This window comes from Lysobacter sp. Hz25, from assembly GCF_046097045.1.
Lineage (GTDB): Bacteria > Pseudomonadota > Gammaproteobacteria > Xanthomonadales > Xanthomonadaceae > Lysobacter > Lysobacter antibioticus_B.
Map to the genome: position 1 here is coordinate 3,219,610 of NZ_CP175666.1, position 20,737 is coordinate 3,240,346.

Genomic DNA, 20,737 nt, shown 5'->3' on the forward strand with positions numbered 1-20,737 from the left:
GGCGCCGGTGCCTCTACGCGTCCCTTGGCCGCGACTTACGTCAGATAGGCCATCGACGACCTGCTTGCGCACGGCCCGCATCCGTGCGGGCCGCCCTCAACCGGCAAAGCGATCAAGGCGAGTTGACGCAGCGCGTATCGTCCGCGGCGCAGGATCCGAACCCGATCACCTGCACCGAGATCACCGCGGGAATGTCCCGCGTCGCCAGCGTCGGGCGTTGTTCGGCCATGCCTTCGGCCGCGGCGTCCACACCCGAGGCCGCCGACGAGGCGGCAGCCAAGGCACCGGTGTCGACACCGCGGGCGACCGGGATGCCGAGCGAATCGCCGTCGACCTGGATGTTGTCGGCGTTGGCGATGGTCTGCGCGGCGAGGATCAGGTTGCCGCTGATGCGGATGCCGGCATCGCCCGCATCGATGGTGCCGCGCGGCGCGACCAGGACCGCGTCGCCGGCCTTGGCGCCGGCCACCGTCTGCAAGGTGGCGATGCCGGCGCCGCTGACCAGGCCTTTGGCGTCGATCCGGCAGTTGTGGTCGATATCGCACGAGTAACGCACCGGCGGCTTGTCGGACGAGGTCTTGGCGCCCTTGCCGGCGTTGATGTCGCCGTTCGAGCTCCAGATCAGCATCTCGCCGCCGCGCTGGGTGAAGATGCGGCTTTGCGCGAGCAACACGCTGCCGTCGGTGAAGATGTCGATGTCGCCGATGTCGAGGGTCAGGATGCCCTGCTGGTTCGGCCCCACCCGCACCACGCCCTGCGCGTCGATCACGGTCGGCGGCGCGCTCGCGCTGCCGACGCGGATGTCGCCGCCGGGGCCCAGGATGCGGATGTCGCCGCCCTGTTGGGTCTGGATGGTCGAGCCGCGCATGTCGAGCTGACCGGTCGCGACCGGCGCCTGCGCACCGTTCTGCCCGCCTTCGAGCTGATTGGCGGTGTAGCCAAGCGAGGCCGGGAACAAGGTGTTGATCGCGCGATAGCCGGCGGCGTACTTGCCGAACTGGGCGCTCGCCGGGTCCTTGTTGTCCTTGCCGGCGCGCTTGAGCAGGTCGAGGAAGACCCGGTCGACCAGGCGTTGCTTCACCGCCGCGGCCTGCTGCTGGAACGCGAGCCAGGCCTGTTGTGCGTTCAAGGGCGCGGACGGCGCGTCGTCGCCGCTGCGCTGGCGTTGGTCGTCCTGGATCTGTTGCATGAAAGCGACCAACCAGTCCGTGTAGGCGCCGGCATCGGCGCTGGCCGGATCCAGGTAATGCCCCGCGAAGGCGATCGTGTCGATGCCCGGCGCGACGCCGAAGCGCACCACGACGTCGGCGCCCTCGAACGGCAGGCCGGCGTTGTTGCGGTTGCCGGTGCTGCGGATACCGCCGCCGTTGGCGTCGTAGCTGCCGTTATCGAAGGCCTCGTTGGCCGAGGTGATGCGGCCGAGATTGCGTCCGGCCTGCACTTCGAAGCTGCCCGGGCCGGCCAGTTCCAGCCACGAGGACGCGCTGCGATACGCGCCGGTGCGGTGGCGCGGATTCAAGGGACGGTTGAACAGGTCGCGGCCCGCGACGATACGGGTGGTGTCTGAGCCGCGGAAGTTCTGGCCACGGAAATCCAGGTCGACGATGTCGCGGCCGGCCTGGATCGCGGCCGGCTTGGGCAGCTCGATGCGCAGCGGATTGAGGCTGGCGCCGTCGCGCTGCAGGCCGCCGAGAATATCGCCGCCGGCGTACAGACGCACCGGCTCGGCATCGTCGCGATGCAGGTTGCCGAGCTGGGTGCGGTCGACGCCGAAGCTCAGGTTGCCGAAGCCGATCGGCCCGAGGCCTTCGCCGGCGATCTTGGTGATCTGGTTCAGCGGCGACGGCATCCAGGCCGGATCGAAGTCCAGCATGCGCAGCGTCATCGCACCGAGGAAAAGATCCGAGTACAGGCGCAGATCGCCGCCGGCGATCAGGTCGAGCTGGCCGCGCGCCGACGGGAACAGTTGCTCGCCGCTGTGCAGGACGACGTCGCCGGCTGCCGCGGTCAGGCTGACGCGCGCCGGCAACACGCGGGCGAAGAACGGCGTCTGCGATACGTCGTAGGGCGACTGCGGCCGGGCCTCGATGCGGTTGCCGCCGTAGGCGAACAAGGCATCGCCGAGCAACAGGCTGTCGAAGTCGAGCCGGCCGGCGATCGAGAACACTGCCAGCGAAGCGTCGCTGCCGAAGGACTGCGAATCGACGCCGCCGCTGACGCCGGGACGCAGGTAGGACGGATTGAGCACGCGGCCGATGTCGACGTCCTGCGCGCCGACCACGTTCCAGCTCGCGTCTTGCATCGCCAGGATCGGCGCCACCGGCGAGGACATCATCGTCGTGTCGGCGGTGACGCTGTCGATGTAGACCGGCATGCGCAGGTCGAAGGCCGAGCCGATGCGCCCGCCGGCGCTCATGCGGCCTTCGCCGCGGGCGACGAAGTAGTCGCCGCCGAGTACATCGCGGCCGGCGTCGACGCGCAAGTCGCCGCCGCCGAAGTTACGCGTGCCGCCGCTGCCGTCGGCGGCCCACGTGGTCGGCAGGGACACCGACAACTCGCGCACGTCGCGGCCGGCCGATACCGCGACATTGCCGCCGACGCTGAGCACGCCCTGGGCGAAGCCGCCGAAGTTGATCGACGAAGCCAAGGTGGTGCGGTTGTCCGGCGCCAGGGTGTTGCCGGCCTGCAGCCACGGCCACCAGTACTGGCCGAGGTAGTTGCCGGCGATGCCGCTGCGGCTGCCGCGTTCGTCGTCGAAGATCCGGCGGTTACCGACGATGTCGCGCCCGGCCTGCAGGACGATGTCGCCGGCGGCTTCGGGATTGACCTGACCGGTGACGATCAGGCCGGTCGCGGCGATGCTCGCGCCGCTGCCGGCGGCGTCGATGCGCCAGGTCGGCGCCGCACTGGTGCCCTCGCCCGGTCGGCCGGCTGCGTAGATGCTGGCCGGCGCGGCGCGGTCGGCGAAGCGGATGTCCTGCGCCGCGACCAGGTCGATGCGGCCGGTGCCGGTGCGCAGCACGTTCGGCACCGCCAATTCGCGCGCACTGCCCTGGCCATGCGTGGTATGCCCGTCGAAAACGATGCTGCCGCTCGCGGCGCTTGCGTTTAGCGCATTCGGCGCGGCGCTGGCGAAATCGGCGCCGGCGACGAAGCGGTAGGAACTGCTGTCGCCGCCGGCGAGCATGCGACGCGCGAACGGAATCGTATTGTCCTTGTCCGCTTGCAGATTGGGCGTGCGATCGCTCGGCGGCGCGCTCGGAATCATCGGCCCGACCTGCGGCAGCCAGGCCAGCTGGCTGGCGTCGATCGCCGGCAAGGAACTGCCGTTGATCACGATATCCGCGATGTAGTTGCGATAGGCCGCCAGGTAGTCGAGATAACCGACCGGCCCGCCTTGCGGCACCGGTGCCTCGGGTTGGTCGGTGCCGCCGAGGCTGCTGATGAAGAACAATGCATCGAGCAGGCTGGTGTTGGTGCCGAAGGCCTCGCTGAGTTGGGCGTCGTTGGCGGTCAGGAACTCCAGCATCTGGTCGTACTGGCCGTAGTACTGACCGATCTGGTCCGGATCGCCTTCGCTGGCGGGTTGCAGGGCGCGGGTGAAATCGCCCAAGTCGTAGATGAAGGAGGTTTCCTGCGGGTCGCGGCCGAGGATTTGCTCGCGCGCGCTCTGGTAACGCTGCAGGCTCTGGGCATGGCTGCCGGTCAACCCGGTCGAGCCGCTGTCGAGCTTGAAGAAACCGTCGGAGATGCTGCCATCGACCTCGACGTCGCCGAGCGCACGCAAGGTCAACACCGGCGCGGCGCCGTCGTGGCGAAAGTCGAAACGGCCGAGTTCGCCGGAGTTGAGGTTCCAGTTGGTCAGCACCTTGATCGCGCCGCCGTTGTGGGCGGCGTCGGGGTTGCGCAACTCGATGCCGGGCCGGGCGCGGAAGTTGGCGACGCCGGCGAAGCGGTCGCCGAAATCGAAACCGGGGCGCTGGACGAAGCCCATCAGGGTGCCGGCCTCGTGCGTCTGCGCATCGCCGTTGCGATAACCGTAGAAACTGCGGTGGGCGTCGTTGGCCGCGGCCGGAGTGAAGTAATGGCGGGCGAGGTACTCGGCGGTCTGTTCGGGCGTCTGTGGCGCGGCCAGCGGGTTGCCGGCCGCATCGGTCCAGGCGCCATCGAGCAGGCGCCCCTGCGCGTCGTACCAGCCGGCCGGGTCGATGATGCCGTCGAAATGCAGGCGTTCCTCGCTGCTGGCGTCGGCGGTGCTCCAGACCGCATAGGCTTCCAATGCCACTTCGCGCGCACCGCGGATGACGCCGCCGTCTTCGATGGCGACGTTGACGTCGCCGTCGCTCAGCAGGGGCGCGCGCAGATCGACGCGCCCGCCCGAGAGGCCGCCGGCGCTGCCGCCGGAGACATCGAGCACGGCACCGCGGCCGACGCGGATCGTGCCGGCCTCATCCGGGTTCACGTTCTGGTAGCCGAATTCGGCGTTGAGGCTGCCGTCGCCGCGGCCGCTGGTGCCGATGCGGATCTCGCCGCCGCGGCGCTTGGCGTCGCTGCCGGTCGCGATCAGTTGTCCGTCGACCTCGACGCCGTGGCGCCCCCACAGTTCGATGCGGCCGCCCAACTCGCCCGACGCGTCGATGCGGCCGTCGATGCGGACCCGGCCATGCTCGGCGTCGCGGCCCGCGCTGTGTTCGCCGCCATCGGCGATCAGGCTGACTTCGCGCGCCTTCAGGCTGTGGCCTTCGGACAGACTCAGCGCGCCGCTGCGCGTGCGCACCGCGATGCGCTGGTCGATGCCGCTGGCCGCCAGGCGCGCGGCCAGCGAGTCGAGATCGAGCGCCTGCCCGGCATCGAGTTCGAGGCTGCCGCCGCGCCCCTTCGGGGTGCCGCCGCGCAACACGCCCTGCAGATCGATCGCGCCTTCGCCGGCGCTGGCACGCAGGCGGCCGGCATCGCCGCCGGCCGGCGCCGAGAAATCCAGGGCGCTGCCGGGGGCCAGATGCACCGAGCCGTGCTGCGAATGCAGCTCGATCTGCCCGGCCGGCGGCAACAGCGTGCTGTCGTACAAGGTCTTGGCCTGCGCCGACACGTCGATGACCGCGCCCGCAGCGAGGCGCACGTCGCCGCCGTCGGCGCGCAGCGCGACGCGGCCGGAATTCGCCTGCACCAGGGCATCGCCGACGATGCTGCGACCGGCCAGTTCGATCGCCCCTCCCTGCGGGCGTTCGCCGGGCGCGATGCCTGCGCCGCGTTGCAGGCTCAGATCGCCGCCGGTGGCGATGCGCCCCTCGGCATTGGCCTCGGCGCGAATCACCGGCGCGCGCAGGCTCACCGCCGCCGCTCCGGCGTCCAGCGAACCCTTGCCGCGCACGCCGATCGCGCCGGCGGCATCGACCTGCACCTCGGCGAAACCGCCGAGGCTCTTGTCGCCGCCGCCGAACACCACGTCGCGGCCGGACAGGGACAAGCGGCCGCTGCCGCCGTTCTTGGCCGCCACCGGCGCGGCGAGATCATTCGCCAAAGTCAGGGTGTCGGCGCGCAAGCGCACGTCGCCGCCGTCGCCGACGAAGTGGGCCGCGCTCAGGACCAATTCGCGGCCGACGTCGATCGAAACGTCGCCGTGGAATTCCATGCGCCCATAGCTGCGCAGACCGATGCGTTCGGCGGCGTCGAACAGGGTCAGGGTGTTACGGCCGACCACGAAACCGTCGAGGCCGCTGGCATCGCCGTCGGCGAACGCGATCAGGCCGCTGTTGGCCTGCACATCGCGGCCACCGAGCAAGGCCGAGGGGTCGACCCGGGTATTGCCGGACGCGTCCAGGGTCAGCGAGGCGCCGCCGTCGACGCGCGCGCCGGCACCGACCGTCAGCAGGCCATGAGACCGTTCCAGTGCCGGCAGGTTACGGCGGCGCACATCGAGCGGCCCGGCATTGGAGACGCGCAGCAAGGCGCCATCGCCACTGACGCCGGGGCGGCCTTCGCCGGCGACCTCGCCGATCAGCAAGGGCTTGTCGCTATGCCCGGGCAACACGCCATCGGCTTGAATCGTCGCGCCGGCGCCGATGCGGACGCCGGTGCGGGCCGAATCGCTGCCGTCGCCGCCGCGCGCCACCAGCACGATCTCGGCGCCCTTCAGCGCCGAAGCGGCATCGTTGTCGAGCACGACGCTGTCGGCGCGCGCATCGATCAGCAGGCCCTCGTCGCGCTGGCTGCGGGTGCCGCCGATCAACAGGCTGCCGGCGCCGAGGCGGTTCAGGCCCTGGACGTCGAGTTGCACATAACCCTCGCGCGCGGCTTGGTCCTGGCCGCGGATCTGGATCGCCTGCGCAGCGATGTCGATCTGCGCCGCCGCGCCGCCCGGGGCTGCCGCGGCCTGCAGGCTGGCGCCGAGTTCGAGCGAGCGCGTGGCGCTGAGCACCAACTGGCCGCCGTCGTGCGGCAACTGCGGCGCGACCGCGCCGTTGCGTGCCGCGCGCTCGGAGAAGTACTTGTCGGCACGGGTGAGCGCGTACTGCGAATAGCCGCCCCAGGTCGCCGCCGACTGCACTTCGAAGCTGCTGCTGCGGGCGTCGCGCGCGCCGGTCAGGGTGTCGACGTAATGACCGGCGACGACGTGGGTGCCGTCGTTGGCGGTCAGGTTGCGGCTGCCCAGGCTGTCGAGCGCGCCACTGCGCTGGACCACGCGGAACGCGCCCGGCAAGGTCGCGTACTTGCCCGGCAGCAAGGTGTAGACGCCGTCGGCCAGGCCCGGCACGCCGGACAAATACACCGCGCGTCCGATCGCGCCGCTGCCGTCGCCGGCGCTGAAGCCGGGATCGGCGGCGGCGAGCGGCGATTGCACGCCCGGCACGATCGCGTAAACCTCGCGCGCATCCGAGTACAGCGGCACCTGCCGCGCACCACCGTCGGCATAACTGGTGCCGTAGCGCGACAACACGTCGCGGCTGCCGCCGGTGCCCGGCACCCACTCCACCGCCTGCAAGTCACCGCCGCCGGACAGGTCGACCGTGGCGCCCTCGCGCAAGGCCAGCGACGTCGCATCCAGCAACACCTGTTTCTGCGGCGGCGCGGACACATCGGTCGCCAGCGCGTCGGCCTTCCACTGCACGCCGTCGACCGTGCTGCCGTAAGGCACCACACGGCCTTCCAGCGACACCGAGGTCAGGCTGCCGGCGCTCAGTTCGACCTGCGCGGTCGGAGTCAGCTTGAGCCCTTTGAACAAGGCCTGGGTATCGGCGTCGTTCGGGTCGGCGGCGCCGAGCACGATGCGCCCGCCGGGGGCGCGCACGGTGCCGCCCTGTTCGATGCGGCTGGCGTCGAACAGCAGCTCGCCGCCGGCCGACAGCGGCGCGGTCGAAGCCGCGCCGTTGCCGGCGATCTTGATCTCGGTCTCGACGCGGCGGCCGCCGATCCGATCCAGCGCGCCCAGCGCGCGCACCACGAAGCGCTCGCCGGTCGAGGGGTACAACTGCGCGGCGCGGAAGAACAAGTCGCCGCCGCTGAGCAATTCGCCCGCCACCGTGCGCAATCCATCGGCGCCGTTGACGGTGCGGAAATCGTTCGGCGTGTGGAAGCGGATATCGCCGCGGCTGTCGAACTGCGCGCTGGCGAAATTGTCGATGCGCACGCGCCCGCCGAAATCGATGAAGCCGGCCTGCACCGACAGGACCGCGTCGCCCGGCGCGACCGGGTCGGGCAAGGCCGCTGCGAGCGCGGCGCCGTTCACCAGGCCGTTGAACGCGACATAGGCCGCACTGAGGTTCACCTGCGCGGCGCTGCCGGCTGCGGCCTTGGGGTCGGCGCGAAAACCATAGCCGCTGGCGTTCATCGCCAGGGCACGGTCGAGCTTGAGATCGACGTTGCCTTCGAATACCACCGGCACGTAGCTGCGCTGACCGGGTTGACCGATGCTCAGAGTGTCGATGCCGCTGCCGTCAAGGCGGTCGGCGGCGAACACCATCCGGCCCGAAGGCCTGGCGAGGCCGGCTTCGATCGCGGCGCCGGCACGCGCGCCCTCGGGCAACAGCGAACCGCTGCCGCGCAGGACGATCTCGCGGGTGGCGAGGCGGTCGGTGCCGCCGCCCGCGGCCAGGCGTTGGCCGTCCAGCGGTTGCAGTTCCAGTTGGCCGCCGCGCGCCTGCTCACCGCCGCCGTGGGCCTGGATGTCGCCGTCGAAATACAGGCCGAGCGCACCGATGCGCAAGCGGCCGGCGTCGCTCCACACCGGTGTGTCGACATACGGGTCGGCGCCCGGCACGGCGACATCGCCGCGCACATCGAAGCGCTCGGCGGCGCCGGACAGCTCGAGGCGTGCGCCCTGCTCGACCACGACATAGCCGCCGTTGTTGCTGAGGGTGATGCCGCCGCCGTCGAGCAGTCTGCCGGTGCGCGGCAGGCTGCCATCGGTACGCGGGGTTTGCGCGCCATCGATCAGCGCCGTGCCCGACACGTCGAGCACCGCCTCGGCGCCGAGCCAGACCGATTTGTCGGTGGCCCAGTAACCGCGACCGCTGTTCGCCAGCGACGGCGACAGACCCGAGGCGGTATCGCCCGACACCGCGATGCGACCGCCGTGGGCGACGACCTGACCGAACACGCTGACTTGGCCGCGCGAGCCCAAGCGCACGTCCGCGCCGGGGTCGAGCGACAACTGGGCGCCGCGCTCCAGGCGCATCTCGTCGGGCAATTGCGACAAGGGCAAGGCGTAGCTGGTATAGCCGACCGCGCCGCCGGCTTCGATCGAGAAATCGGTCGGCGCGCGGCGGTAGTCGTCGAGCCGGCCGAAGCGGCCGAATCCGCCCAAGCCACCGGCATAGAGATCGGCGCCGCTCGCCAGCGAGCGCAAAGCCCCGGCGTCGGGCAGGAACTGACGCTGCGAGACCCGCACCTGGGTGTCGGCGACGATCACCGCATCGAGTTCCGAGCGCAAGTCGTAGGCGCCGAATTCTCCATCGGCGAAGAAGTCCGCGGCCAAGTGCAGGCTGCGCGGGTCGGCCGGCGCATCGCCGCCGATGCGGATGTCGCGCGCGGCCAGGCGCAAGGTTCCGCCGCCGCCCAGGTTGTGCGCGACCAACGAGCCGGCCTCGAAGCTCAAGCGGCCGGCGCCGTCGGCGGCGGGTTGGAAGGCGGCCGGGAAGAAGGCGTTGAGGGTGTCGGAATCGCGTCGGCGATAGGTCTGCAGGCTGATGTCGCCGCCGCGTCCGAGGGCGACGCCGTCCTTCTCGGCAAGGCGGCCGTTGCCGAGAATGCGGCCGCCGCTGGAGACGTCGAGCACGGCGCCGCGATCGATCAGGATCGAACCGCTGGCATCGAAGCGGCCGCGTTCGTCGCCGCCGAGCAACTGCTCGGTGATCAGCGAGATCTTGCCGCCGTCGATGTAGGCGCCGCCGCGTTCGGGCTCGCCGCGGCGGCCGTGGTCGTTGACCCATTCGCCACGTGCCAGCAGGCGCGCATCGGCGCCGAGCACGATGTCGCCGCGCTGCGCCGGCGGATCGAAGGCCGAGCGGCCGCCGGCTTCCAGGGCGATTTCGCCGGATACGGTTTCGATCGTGCCGTCCACCTCCACCCGTCGCCCGGCCAGCGCGACGCGGCCGCCGGCCTGGGCCTGCAATTGCACGCCTTCGCCGACTTCGATCAGGGCTTGGCTGTCGTTGATGGCGATGTCGGCGAAGCCGGCGCGCTTGAACTGCTCGGCCGACAAGGCGGTGCTGCGCACGCCGCGCGCGTCGGGCGCCGCGACGGCCAGGCTGGCGAACGGCGTCGTCATGCCGAAGCCGTCGCCGACGTCGGCGACCGCGCCGTTCTGCCAGCGCCAGGCGGTGAATTCGCGGACGCCGTCGCTGCTGAGTTTGAAAGCGCCGCCGCGCGCGCTGTCGTCGCCGTCGAGTTGATAGCGGCCCGACTCGGCGCCGGCATGGACCTCGCCGGCCAGGATCAGAGCGGAATCGATCGGCTGGGTGGCGCTGTCGGCGCGCAGATGGATGCTCAGCTGGCCGGCGTCGCCGCCTTCGAGATAGTCGGATTCGTAACGGCGATCGCGCGCGAACAACGGCGACGAGAACACCTCCTTGACGCCCCAACGCTGGTGGTCGAGGGTGTGGCTGCCGGCGAAACCGACATAGGCCAGGTTCGGGTCGGCTTCGGCCAGGCGATAGGTGCGGCCGTCGGCACCGAGCAGACGCCGGGTCTCGATCATGCCGCCGAGGTAGTGCACGTAGCCGGCATCGAGATCCAGCGTCGAGCCCGAGCGCGCGATGAACTCGCGGCCGCTGATGTTGATGCTGCCGCCGTCGACCAGCATCTGCTCGACCGTGCGCGGACGCTGGTCGGCATAACCGGAAGCGTTGAGCAGAGGGCTGCCGACCCAGGCTCGGCCGTCGTCGGTGATGCCGCGTTCGCGCACGTCGATCTGCACTTCCTGCTTGAACAAACCGCCGCCGCGCAGCAGCGGCGAGTCGGCCAGTTCGTTTTCGCCGATGCGCTTGATCGTGACCAGATGGTCCGACATCGGCCGCTGTACGTCGGCCAGGCCGGCCACGCTGATGGTCGCTCCTCGCTCGATCAGGATGCGCGACGGCGCGCGCGGCGCTTGGATGGCGCCGCGGCGCAGGACGTCCAGGCCGACCACGTCGAGTTTCGCGCCCGGCATCAGCACCAACGAATTTTCCTGGAAGCGCATCTGCGCGCCGGCCAGGGTCGCGCTCGGCGGGCGGAAGGCCTGGTCGGCGCTGTGCGCGGAAGTGGTGGTCTCGCCGTCGCGTTCGGGCAGGATCGCGGTCACCGACTGCGAGCCGAACGTCAGCGAGCCGCCCGGGTTGTCGGCGAGTTGCGAGGTGCTGTCCATGGCCGAGGTCTGGCCGTGGTTGATCGCCAGGATCGACAGCGTGCCCGGACGGCTGATGCTGGTGGTGGTGGCGACGTAACCGTCCTGGCGGATGTCGTGCCCGGTCAGGGTGACGTCGCCGCGCGTGGAGGCGACGATGCCGCTGTTGTCGAGGCGGCCGTAGCCGCTGGCCTGCGGATCCAGGCTCACCGCGGCGCCGATCAGGCCGTAGTTCAGCGACAGGCGATTGTCGGCGCCGGCCGCGCCGGTCGGCGCACGCGCGCCGAGCACGGCAGCGAGTTGGGCCTGGCCGTCCTGGGCCAGCACGCTGCCGGCATTGGCGACGTTCGGCGCAGCGATCAGCGAATAACCGCCCGACGCGGTCTGGATGGTCGCGCCCGCCTCGATGCGGATGTCGCCCGGGCGCGCCGGCGGAGGGGCGCTGGAACCGGATTGGACGTCGGCCAAGCCCGAGGTCAACACCGTCGCGTCGAGCGTGCCGGCGTTGGCGCGGCGCACGCCCTCGGCGATGAACACGCGGTTGCTCTTGGCGACGTCGTTGTCGAACAGGTTCAACGACGAGGCGATCAACGAGCGCGTATTGACTTGGGCGCCGGCGCCGAACAACACGCCATTGCGATTGAGCAGATAGACGCTGCCTTCGGCGCGGATGCGGCCGAAGATCTGGCTCGGGCGACCGCTCGGGTCGTCGACGCGGTTGAGCGCGATCCAGTCGTTGCCGTTGGCCTGGTTGCCGGCGCGCTGGTCGAAATGCACCGTCGTGCGTTTGCCTACGTTGAAGCTTTCCCAGCTCAGGATCGCCTTCTTCTGGGTCTGTTCGATGGTGACGGTGACGTCGCCGGCGTCGTTGCGCTGGGTCGGCGCCTTGGCCCCGAGCCACAGCTTGGATTGGCCCAGGCGCGGATCGTTGGCGAGGATCGCCCCGGGTTCGATCTTGACGCCCGCGGCGATCTTGAGCCCGTCCTGGACCAGGCCGTTGGGCACCTCGTTACCGGTCTGCGCCGCCGCCCGCGCCGCGGCCTGGGCGGCATCGAGCACGCCGCGCACCTGCGAGGCGCGGGTGAACGCCGCCAGCGACTTCTGCGCGGTCTGTTGCGCACGCACCGATTGCAGCCCCTGCTGCTGCACCGAACGCGCCGCCTGCGCCGCCGGATCGATGCCGCGCCGCGCGAACGGATTCGGGTCGGCCTGCGCCGGCGCGCCGATCAAGGCCGCGGAGATCGCGGCGCTGAGCGCCAGCAGGCGCAAGGGACTGCGGACACAACGGCGGACGGCGGGCTTGCGGGTCATGACGGATTCCTTTTCGTTCGACGCGACGGTGTAACGGTGGGCGCGCCGGTCGAAGCGATGCGCTGGAGAGAGGAGGTTTGCCCGCTTTCCGAAAGGAAGCGGCGGCTGCGTAGCGGACGCGGGGGATTTGCTTTGGCGGCGGGAGCAAATCCCCCCCTGCCCCCCTTTTGCAAAGGGGGGAACAGCCGAGCTTGCGAGGTACCGAACAACGGAACCCGCGATGCACGAAGCGGCCGAGATCGCGACGTACGAAGCAGCTGAGTGGAAATCGCAAGAAGTCGCTTGCCCTCTTTGCAAAAGGGGGCGGCGGCCGCGTAGCGGACGCGGGGGATTTGCTTTGGCGGCGCGAGCAAATCCCCCCTACCCTCTTTTTCAAAGGGGGGAATGGCCGAGCTTGCGAGGTACCGAACAGCGGAACCCCCGATGCACGAAGCGGCCGAGATCGCGACGTACGAAGCAGCTGAGTGGAAATCGCGAGAAGCCGCTTGCCCCCTTTGCAAAAGGGGGCGGCGGCCGCGTAGCGGACGCGGGGGATTTGCTCTTGCTTCGACGCTGGTCGGGTCCGCACTCATGACGAGGTCAGCGCACCGGGCCGAGGCCGGGCGACGGGAATTGTTGCGGGGGACGCTGCGGGACGATCGATTTGCCGTATTGATTGCCGAGGCGTTGCCGGGTCGCGGCCGGCGTCGCCAGGCCCTTGCCGATCGGGGCCAAGGCGTCGCCGGGGTGATCGGTGTTGACGACCGGCGCGACCTTCGCCACTTCGGCCTGCATGGCCTGGTTGAGACAGGACCAGCGGCCGGCTTCGTCGTGGCCGATGCGCACCTGCACGCACGGCGGCGGCGGCGCCGACGCCGGCAGACGGCGCGGTTGCGCCACGGCGCTGGCCGCGGCGCCCAGCGCGAACACGACGACGAGGGCGCGCCGGCGCATCGCTCAGGAACCGGCCGTGCGCGTGCCGGCTTCGCCGTTGCGGCACCGCGCGGCTTGCTCGCCCTGTTCGGCGAGTTTGTCTTCGAGGGCGCGAACCCGGTTCTCGTGCTTGACCCGGTCGAGGCCGAGCGGTTCGAAGCCGCGGTCGCGGACGAAATCGATGAACTGCGGATCGCGGTACAAACCGGCGATTTCCTGCCCGGTCGCGTACAAGGCCTCGCTGTCTGCCGCGCAGCGCACGGCCTGCGCTTCGGCCGCTTCCAGCCTGGTCGCGAGCGCGGCGCGTTCGCCGTCCTTCTGCTGTGCGAGCTGGGCCGCCTGCTGCTGCGCGGCCTGCCATTTCTGTGCGTTCGCCCGCGCCTGTTCGGACGCGCTGCTGGCTTGACCGAGCTGGCGTTGCAGCGCCGCCACGCGGGCGCCGTCGTCGCGCACCGCGCTCTTGCCGGCCTGGGCCTTGAGGGCGTCGCGTTCGCGTTCGGCAGCGGCGGTCGCCGCCTGCTGCGCCGCCAAGGCGGCTTCGGCGCTGCGCAGGCGCGCGCCGGTCTCGCGCAGCGCTTCGCGCAGGCGGGTTTCGTTCGCGGTTTGCGCATGCGCTCCGGAGGCGGCGAACCACAAAGCCGCCAGCAAGGGGGCGCTGCGCAGGGCGCAGGCGGAGATTCGCAGGCTCATGCTCAAAACTCCGTGCCCAGATCGAGCTGGACCACATCGACCGAATACGGCGCGCCGGTGACTTCGTTGGCGCTGAGCCAACGCAGGCCGAGCCAGGTATTGCGCGCCAGTCCGAGGGCGCCGCCGACGATGAAACCGCGCGCGTTGGTGCCGCCGAGATGGAAGTCCGAGTCGGTGAACGCATCCGGCACGGCGTCGGACTCCAGGCGTTTGTAGCCGATGCTGGCGTTCCAGTCCCAGGCCTTGGCGATCTTCGGCTGGCCGACCAGCAGGTTGACGTAGTAGCCGCTGTCGCCGCCGTCGTGCTGCAGCGGCTCCAGGTTCGGCTTGAAGTTGTTGAGCGGGCCGAGCGCGCGGATGCGCTTGCCGTCGTACTTGAGGTTCTTGACCACGTCGGCCTCGATCACCACCTTGACCGGGTCGAAGCTGGCGATCTCCAGCGCCGCATGCAGGTTGGCCACGCCGAACTCGCTGGCATAGCCGAAGTACTGCAGCTGCGGGCCGTCCGGCGCACCCGAGGCCGGCACGATGTCGCGGATCGCGAACATGGTGTTGCCGAACTGCTGGAATTGCGGGCGCGACAGGTCGGTATCGCAGACGTCCTTGCTCGACGGCGCCAGGCAAGGCGTGGAGCGTTCGCCGTTGATCTTGTCGAACAGGAAATAGCCGAGGCCGAACTTCAGCGAGACGTCGTCGTTGAACTTCCAGTCGGCGCCGGCCTGCACGCCGTACAGCCATTTGTCGCGGCTGCTGGCCTTGTCGACGCGCTGGGTCGAACCGAAATCGAAATCGGTATTGAAGATCGGGAACGCGCCGACATTGACGTAGGGGCGGAAGTCCGGATCGAGGTCGAACTCGGTCCTGACCGCCACGCCGTCGAAACTCAGGTCGTGGTCGAACAGCAGGTCGCTGCTCCAGAACGGGTTCGGCGCGCGGCCGATGTCGGCGGTCAACCAGTCGCTCGGTTTCAGGCGCAGGTAGGCGCGGTCGAGCCACAGCGAATACTTGGACAGATTGCCGCCGGCGCCGAGGGTCTGGTTGGTCGAGACCGGGCTGCGGTCGCTGCCGGTCGCCAGACGCAGGTCGGCCTCGATCCAGTCGGCGATCTGGGCGTGCACGCCGAGGCGCGCGCGCAGGCGCATGCGACCGCGATTCTTGGTGGTGTTGACGGTCGGCACAGGATTGCTGAGCGGATCGGTGACGTCGTAGCCGGAGCCGGCGTTGAGCGCGGCGAAATTGGGGAACTCCTGATAGTTCTCGCCGTCGTTGAGCACATCCTCGGCGCGCGCGCGCAGATCGCCGTAGACGCTGATACGCTGCGTCCATTCCGGCAAAGCGTTCGGCGCCGCCCAACCTTCGGCCTTGGCCTGCTGCACGACTTCCGCGCGCAACTCGTCCTTGATCTGCTGGCGCACCAGCTCGGGCACGTAGGGCACCACGACCGCACCGGGCTGGGTCTGGTAGGCCGGCGCACGCGCCGTCGCCGCCGCGGACGCGCTGGTCTCGCGGATCAGGTCGTCGGCCTGGCCGCGGGTCAACACGCCCTTGGCGACCAACAGATCGATCAGTTTCAGCGTCATCTCGGGGCTGATCTTCGAGGCGTCCGGCGGCGGGTTCTGCGCCAGCGCCGGGCCGGCGCACGAGCAGGCCAGCGCCAGCGTCAGCGCGCCCAGGCGGAAGCGCTGCGGAGCGCGGGATCGTACGGTGGGTGCTGCGGTCATGGACGAATTCCTGTGGAGTCGAAAGCGTTCGCTCGGATCGGCGGCGGGCGCTGGCGCGGCGCTAGCCCGGCGCGACCGCACCGATGCGCAAGTTGATGGGTTGCGGCATCTCGGCCGGCGGCGGCTGCGGCAAGGCCCGGCCTTGCAGTGCCTGGACGATGGCGGCGTCGAGTTCGGGCTTGCCGGTGGAGCCGATCACCTGCGAGCGGCGGATGGTGCCGTCGGCATCGAGCCACATCGCCACCGTCGCCGAGTAGCGGCCTTTGCGGGTCTTGTCGTCGCGCTGCAGGTATTGCTGCACGCTGCGCTGTACCAGCGACGCATAACCCGCATAAGGGTTGCCGCCACCGCCCTTGCCGCCGATGCGGGTGCCGCCACCGTTGCCCGGCTGCAGGCCGAATTCGTTCGCTCCCGGCCCGGCTTCGGCGGTCAGCGGATCGCCGGGCGGTTCCGGCGAATCTTCCTTCGGCGTATCCAGCGCCTCGAACGGCGTGTTCTCGACCATCTCGGGTTCTTCCGGCACCTGTTCCTGCTGCGGCGGAGGGGGCGGCGGTGGCGGAGGCGGCAGGATCACCTGGGTCACCCGCGGCGGCATGCGCTTGTTGACCGGCGCGCCGTCCTGCATCAGCGACCAGGCCAGCCACGCGATCACCGCGACCACGCCGAGCGCGCCGACCAGGCCGAGCGCCCGCGACAGTCGCGAAGTTTGCGGATAGGAATTCGGCGCGCTCACGTCGATCGTCCCCGCGCGCTCAGCCGGCGGCCTGACGCTGCGACGCCAGCCCGATCGAGGAGATGCCGAGCTTGCTGCACAGGTCCAGCACCGCCATGACTTTTTCGTACTGCACGGCGCGGTCGCCGCGCAGGATCACCGGCAACTCGGCGTCGTTCGCCAGCGCGTTGCGCAATTGCTGTTCGAGCTCGCTCATGCTGACCGGCACCGCGTCGATGCTGACCTGGCCGGCGTTGTCGATGGCGATGACCTTGGTCTTGGGTTCCGACAACGGTTGGCTGGCGCTGGCCTTGGGCAGATCGACCTTGATGCCCTGCACCGCCGCGGTGGTCATGATGATGAAGATCACCAACAGCACGTAAGCCAGATCGAGCATCGGCGTGATGTTGATGTCGTCGTACGGTTTTTTGCCCTGCACCTTCACGGCAGCGACTCCGTCGACACGCTGCGCGACAGATGCGCCGGCAGCGGGGCGTCGCCTGCGTAGTCCTCGGCGATGCGCTTTTCGAGTTCGTCGACGAACACCTGCATGTCCGCGCCGATCGCCTCGGTGCGGCTCAGCAGATAGTTGTAGCCGAACAGCGCCGGGATCGCGACGGCCAGGCCGGCCACGGTCGCCAGCAGGGCCGCGGCGATGCCGGGCGCGATCGCGTTGATGTTGACGTCGCCGGCGGCGGCGACCGCGGCGAAGGTGATCATCACGCCGACCACGGTGCCGAGCAGGCCCAGGAACGGGCCGCCGGAGATGGCGATGGTCAACAACACCATCAGCTTGTTGAGGCGCTGGCCTTCGCGTACCGCGGCAGCGTCGAGCGCCGAGCGGATCGCGGCGATCGACTGCGGCCGCACCACCGAGCGCCCGCCGGCGGCGGCGACGCGGTTGCGCAGCTCGTCCAGGCCGATCGCCAGCAAGCGCGCGAGATTGGAATGACGGCCGTTGAGCGGGCCGTCGCCCTCGCCGGCCTGCAGCCAGGACGGATCGTGCAGCGGATACTCGCCGGCCTGCTTGCGGAAGGCCTGCAGGAAGCGTTCGTTCGCCTTGGACGTGGCGTTGACGAACAGGCCCTTGCCGATCATCACCCACCAGCTGATCGCGGCCATGAAGCCGAGGATCACGATGACGATCCAGGCATCGACGGTCAGCGCGCTGAACAGGATGCCGAAATAGTTATGGCCGCCGTCGCCGGAATGCTGTTCGACCGGCTGGAAAGTCAGCAAGCGCGCATCCAGGCCCTGGCTGCGGGCCGCCGCTTCGATCAGGCCGACCGGTCGCGCGACCTTGGACAATTCAAGTTCGTCGATCAGGCCGATGAAGCCGGGACGCGCCGAGGCACCCGCGGGTTCGCCGCCGATCAGCAGGCCACGGCTCACCGCCGGCACAGCCGCCGCGACTTCGCCGGCCGGCCTGCCGTTGACGTAGACCGCAAGCTTGCCCTCGCCGGCCCGCACCGCCACGTGCGCCCAGCCGTCGCCGTTCAATGCGGCGCCCGCCGAGGTACGCGCGCCATCGGCGGTTTCGGCGTAGACCACACCGGCATCCAGCAACAAAGTCAAGGCGCCGGGCAAGGAGGCGATGACGCCGTCGGCGTTGGCCGTCGCCGGTTTGATCCACATCGACAGGGTCAAGGGCTGGGCCGCGGCGAAGTTCAGGGACGACGACGCCGGCACTGTCACCGGCGCCTGTCCGTTCAACTGCAGGCCGGCGCCGATCAAGGCCGCTTCGGCCAGAGTCAGCGGCGCCTGGGCGTTGTTGGCGTAGGCGGTCTGGTCGCCGCCGGCCGCGCCCTGGTTGGCGAAGTGGTAGACCGCGATGCTGTCGGCGTCGTAGCTGCCATGCGCGTCGCTGCCCGGCGTGGCCTCGGTGTTGCCGAAATAGACGTACAGCGACGACACCGCATTGGCTTCGAGGTTCGGCAGATCGACCCAGGCCAACGCGACCTGGTCGACCAGGCCGTCGTACTTCTCGAAGTGATACTTGAGCGGCGTGCGGTCGTCGGCGGCGATGAAGCGCACGTCGCTGCCGTCTTCCTTGGCATCGGCAAAATTGAAATTGCCCGCATGCAGGCGCACCAGCACCTGGCTACGCCCGCCCGGCGCGGTCATCGCCGCACCGGCCGAGGTGGAATTGAGATCGACCTTGGCCCGATAGTTCCAATGACCGTCCCACCACGACGCCGCCATCGCCGGCAACGAAGACAGCAGCAACACGGCAGCAAGCAACACCCTCAATCGATTCACGACACACCCCCAGAAGTAGTAGTTCGGTCCGGCGCTTACAGCGGCCTGCCCATCGCGGGCCCGTTCGGTTGCCATCTCGCGTCCGCGGGCCCGGCGCCATCCCGGCCGGGCCCGCGCGCTTTCGTCTAGAATTCGCCCCACACCCGGAAACCCACTTCGACGCTGTCGCGGTCGTCCTTGCCGCCGCCCGGGTTCGACAAGGGCCGCGCCACGTCGATGGAGCCGTTGAGATGGCCGAACGCCTTCAGCGAAGCGCCGACGCCGGCGCTGATCAGGGTTTCGCTGCGGGTCTGTTCGGGCAGCGGATCGTTGATGCGCGCATAGCCGGCGTCGACGAAGGCGCGCAGGCGCAGTTCCTCGAAGCCCGAGCCGAGCGCATCGGCGAACGACGGCGTGCGCGCTTCCAACTGCGCGACCGCGCCGAGGTCGCCGAGCGACTCGGATTCGTAATAGCCGCGCACGCTGTCGAGGCCGCCGATGCTGAATTGCTCGTTGCTGATCAGCGGTTCGGCGGCGAACTGGCCCTGCAGGCGCAGCATCAGCTGGGCATCGCCGGCGAACTTCCAGGTGCGCGAACCGGAACCGCGCAGGTAAAAGAAATTCGGCTGCGCCTGATAGCGCTTGGCGTCGAAGGCGGCGCGGTCGTCGCCGACGCCGCGCAGGTTGAACACCGCCGAGAACGCCAGGTCGCTCAGCGAACGCTCTTTCACCCAATCGGCGTTGTAGTTGAGGCTGAGCGGGTAGTACTCGATCGGCACCGAACCGCGGTCGGCGCCCTGGACCAGATTTTCCTTGAAGTCCTTGTAGTCCAGGCCGAGGCTCAGCGAATGGAAGAAACCTTCGCCGGGCTCGAACGCGCGCATCAGGCGCAACCCGACCAGGGTGCCGTTGCCGATCACGTTGAGATCGCCGACCACGGCGATGTCGCTCTTGCTGCGCACCGCGTAGCCGAGCAAGGACCAGGGCGAGGGACCGAAGCGCGCCAGGTAGGAAGCCGAGACCACCTCGGCGTCTTCGCGGCGTTGCGGCGCGACCTGGCCCGACAGGCTGATGCTGTGGCCGCGTTGCCACAGATTGTCGTAACGCAGGCTCGCCGACAGGCGTTGTTCGGTCGTGCCCGAGCTGTTGCGGTTGTTGAGTTCGAGCGAGCCGTGCAGCGGCAAGGTGTCTTCGACGTTGAGATCGACGTCGACCGTGTTCGGCGTCGCGCCGGCCTTGACCTCGGGCGTGACGCGACGGTCCGGCCATTGGTTCAAGGCGACGATGTCGCGCTGCACGTCCTTGAAGTTGGGCACGGCGCCTTCGGCGAGCGACGGCGCCGCGCGCTCGATATCGTCGGGCGAGAAGTAGTCCGCGCCGTTGACGCGCAAGCGCCCGACCTTCTGTTCGTTGACCTGCAGGGTGACCAGGCCGGTCGAAGCGTCCTGCTCGGGAATGACGACGCTGACGGTCGGATAGCCGCTCTTGTCGTACAGCGCCTGCAAGGCGGCGCGCGCGGCTTCCACGTCCTGTTCGCTGCGCTGCGGGCCGAGATAGGGGTATACCGCTTTCTCGATGTCGAGATTGCGCAGGGTCGAGTTGCCGATCACCTGATAGGCCATGACGTCGAAGTGAGCGACGCCGGCATCGGCTTTGGTCTGAGCCTGAGTGTCATGCGCTTGAAAGTCCTGCGCATGAAGACTCGTCGACCCGAGCAGACTCAGACCGACGGTCGCGATAAGACGTAGATGCATCGACCCGCAACCATCCCTGTAGCGCCGTTCCGTAGGTCGGTCGGCAGACCGCGCAAAGGTAGGCGTGCTGTGTGACGGTGTTTGAACCGATGCATGACAAGGCACACGATCGTCGTCACGTCGCCATCGCACTTCGGTGCGTTCGATCACAAAGACGCCGCGATGACATCGGCGTGTCGCTGCGAGCCGGTCGTCATCTCATACGAAGATGAGTCGTCTCATACAGGTAAGAAAATACGCAGCTTCGAGTGGTGCCTGCCGCTCTGTCGACGGCGCGCGGTCTGCATCGCAACAGAGCCCTAGCTTTGAAGTCTCTCGATCCCCGCCTTCGCGGGACGACGGTCGATCGCGTCGCTCATCCGCCGATGCGCATCCACCGCTGCGAATTGCATTTCGACGCATTGCCGCACCAGTACCCGGCGAGGATTCGTTGCAAGGCCGCAACACGATCGCGCTCGTCGCAGCGATCGCAGATATGACAATCGAGTAGCGCCGCGTCCGCGCTTGCGCGCGCATTCGGTCGATGATCGGCGGCGGCAGCGACGATCGAGACCATCGTCATGGCGGTATTGCGCGA

9 protein-coding genes are annotated in these 20,737 nt (G+C 69.4%); all 9 read right to left on the minus strand.

The genetic code is table 11. The features are described 5' to 3' along the window. Window positions 1-112 precede the first annotated feature (112 nt). The 9 genes from ACKN61_RS13235 to ACKN61_RS13275 all read right to left on the minus strand — a co-directional run bounded on the left by ACKN61_RS13235 (window position 113) and on the right by ACKN61_RS13275 (window position 20,722). Window positions 113-12,133 (minus strand): filamentous haemagglutinin family protein, encoded by a 12,021-nt coding sequence (locus ACKN61_RS13235; RefSeq protein ID WP_408949938.1) that lies wholly within the window; start codon window positions 12,131-12,133, stop codon window positions 113-115. A gap of 579 nt (window positions 12,134-12,712) precedes the next feature. Continuing rightward, window positions 12,713-13,066, minus strand: coding sequence for a hypothetical protein (locus tag ACKN61_RS13240; RefSeq protein ID WP_408949939.1), 354 nt, complete (start codon window positions 13,064-13,066; stop codon window positions 12,713-12,715). 3 nt (window positions 13,067-13,069) lie between these two features. Then, window positions 13,070-13,735: a hypothetical protein gene (locus ACKN61_RS13245; RefSeq protein ID WP_408949940.1), complete on the minus strand. Its 666-nt coding sequence runs from the start codon at window positions 13,733-13,735 to the stop codon at window positions 13,070-13,072. Between the two features lie 2 nt (window positions 13,736-13,737). Next, window positions 13,738-15,456, minus strand: a complete 1,719-nt coding sequence (locus ACKN61_RS13250; protein ID WP_408949941.1) for a putative porin — start codon at window positions 15,454-15,456, stop codon at window positions 13,738-13,740. Between the two features lie 61 nt (window positions 15,457-15,517). Next, a complete protein-coding gene (locus ACKN61_RS13255; protein WP_408949942.1) occupies window positions 15,518-16,189 on the minus strand; it encodes a TonB family protein in 672 nt (223 codons plus the stop codon). Window positions 16,190-16,208: 19 nt separating this feature from the next. Next, on the minus strand, window positions 16,209-16,613 hold the full coding sequence (locus tag ACKN61_RS13260) for an ExbD/TolR family protein (protein ID WP_408949943.1): 405 nt from the start codon (window positions 16,611-16,613) through the stop codon (window positions 16,209-16,211). After that, complete coding sequence (locus ACKN61_RS13265) at window positions 16,610-18,427, minus strand: DUF2341 domain-containing protein (protein ID WP_408949944.1); 1,818 nt, start codon at window positions 18,425-18,427, stop codon at window positions 16,610-16,612. The genes ACKN61_RS13260 and ACKN61_RS13265 overlap by 4 nt, the downstream gene beginning before the upstream one ends. A 125-nt stretch (window positions 18,428-18,552) precedes the next feature. Continuing rightward, entirely contained in the window at window positions 18,553-20,160 is a 1,608-nt protein-coding gene (locus ACKN61_RS13270; RefSeq protein ID WP_408949945.1) for a ShlB/FhaC/HecB family hemolysin secretion/activation protein, read from the minus strand. Between the two features lie 355 nt (window positions 20,161-20,515). Continuing rightward, window positions 20,516-20,722: a hypothetical protein gene (locus ACKN61_RS13275; protein ID WP_408949946.1), complete on the minus strand. Its 207-nt coding sequence runs from the start codon at window positions 20,720-20,722 to the stop codon at window positions 20,516-20,518. Between the last annotated feature and the right edge of the window lie 15 nt (window positions 20,723-20,737).

Bases quoted from the DNA above. Each gene is read 5' to 3' on its own strand.
- ACKN61_RS13235 (WP_408949938.1), bottom strand. From the start codon at position 12,133: ATGACCCGCAAGCCCGCCGTCCGCCGTTGTGTCCGCAGTCCCTTGCGC.
- ACKN61_RS13240 (WP_408949939.1), bottom strand. From the start codon at position 13,066: ATGCGCCGGCGCGCCCTCGTCGTCGTGTTCGCGCTGGGCGCCGCGGCC.
- ACKN61_RS13245 (WP_408949940.1), bottom strand. From the start codon at position 13,735: ATGAGCCTGCGAATCTCCGCCTGCGCCCTGCGCAGCGCCCCCTTGCTG.
- ACKN61_RS13250 (WP_408949941.1), bottom strand. From the start codon at position 15,456: ATGACCGCAGCACCCACCGTACGATCCCGCGCTCCGCAGCGCTTCCGC.
- ACKN61_RS13270 (WP_408949945.1), bottom strand. From the start codon at position 20,160: ATGCATCTACGTCTTATCGCGACCGTCGGTCTGAGTCTGCTCGGGTCG.
- ACKN61_RS13275 (WP_408949946.1), bottom strand. From the start codon at position 20,722: ATGACGATGGTCTCGATCGTCGCTGCCGCCGCCGATCATCGACCGAAT.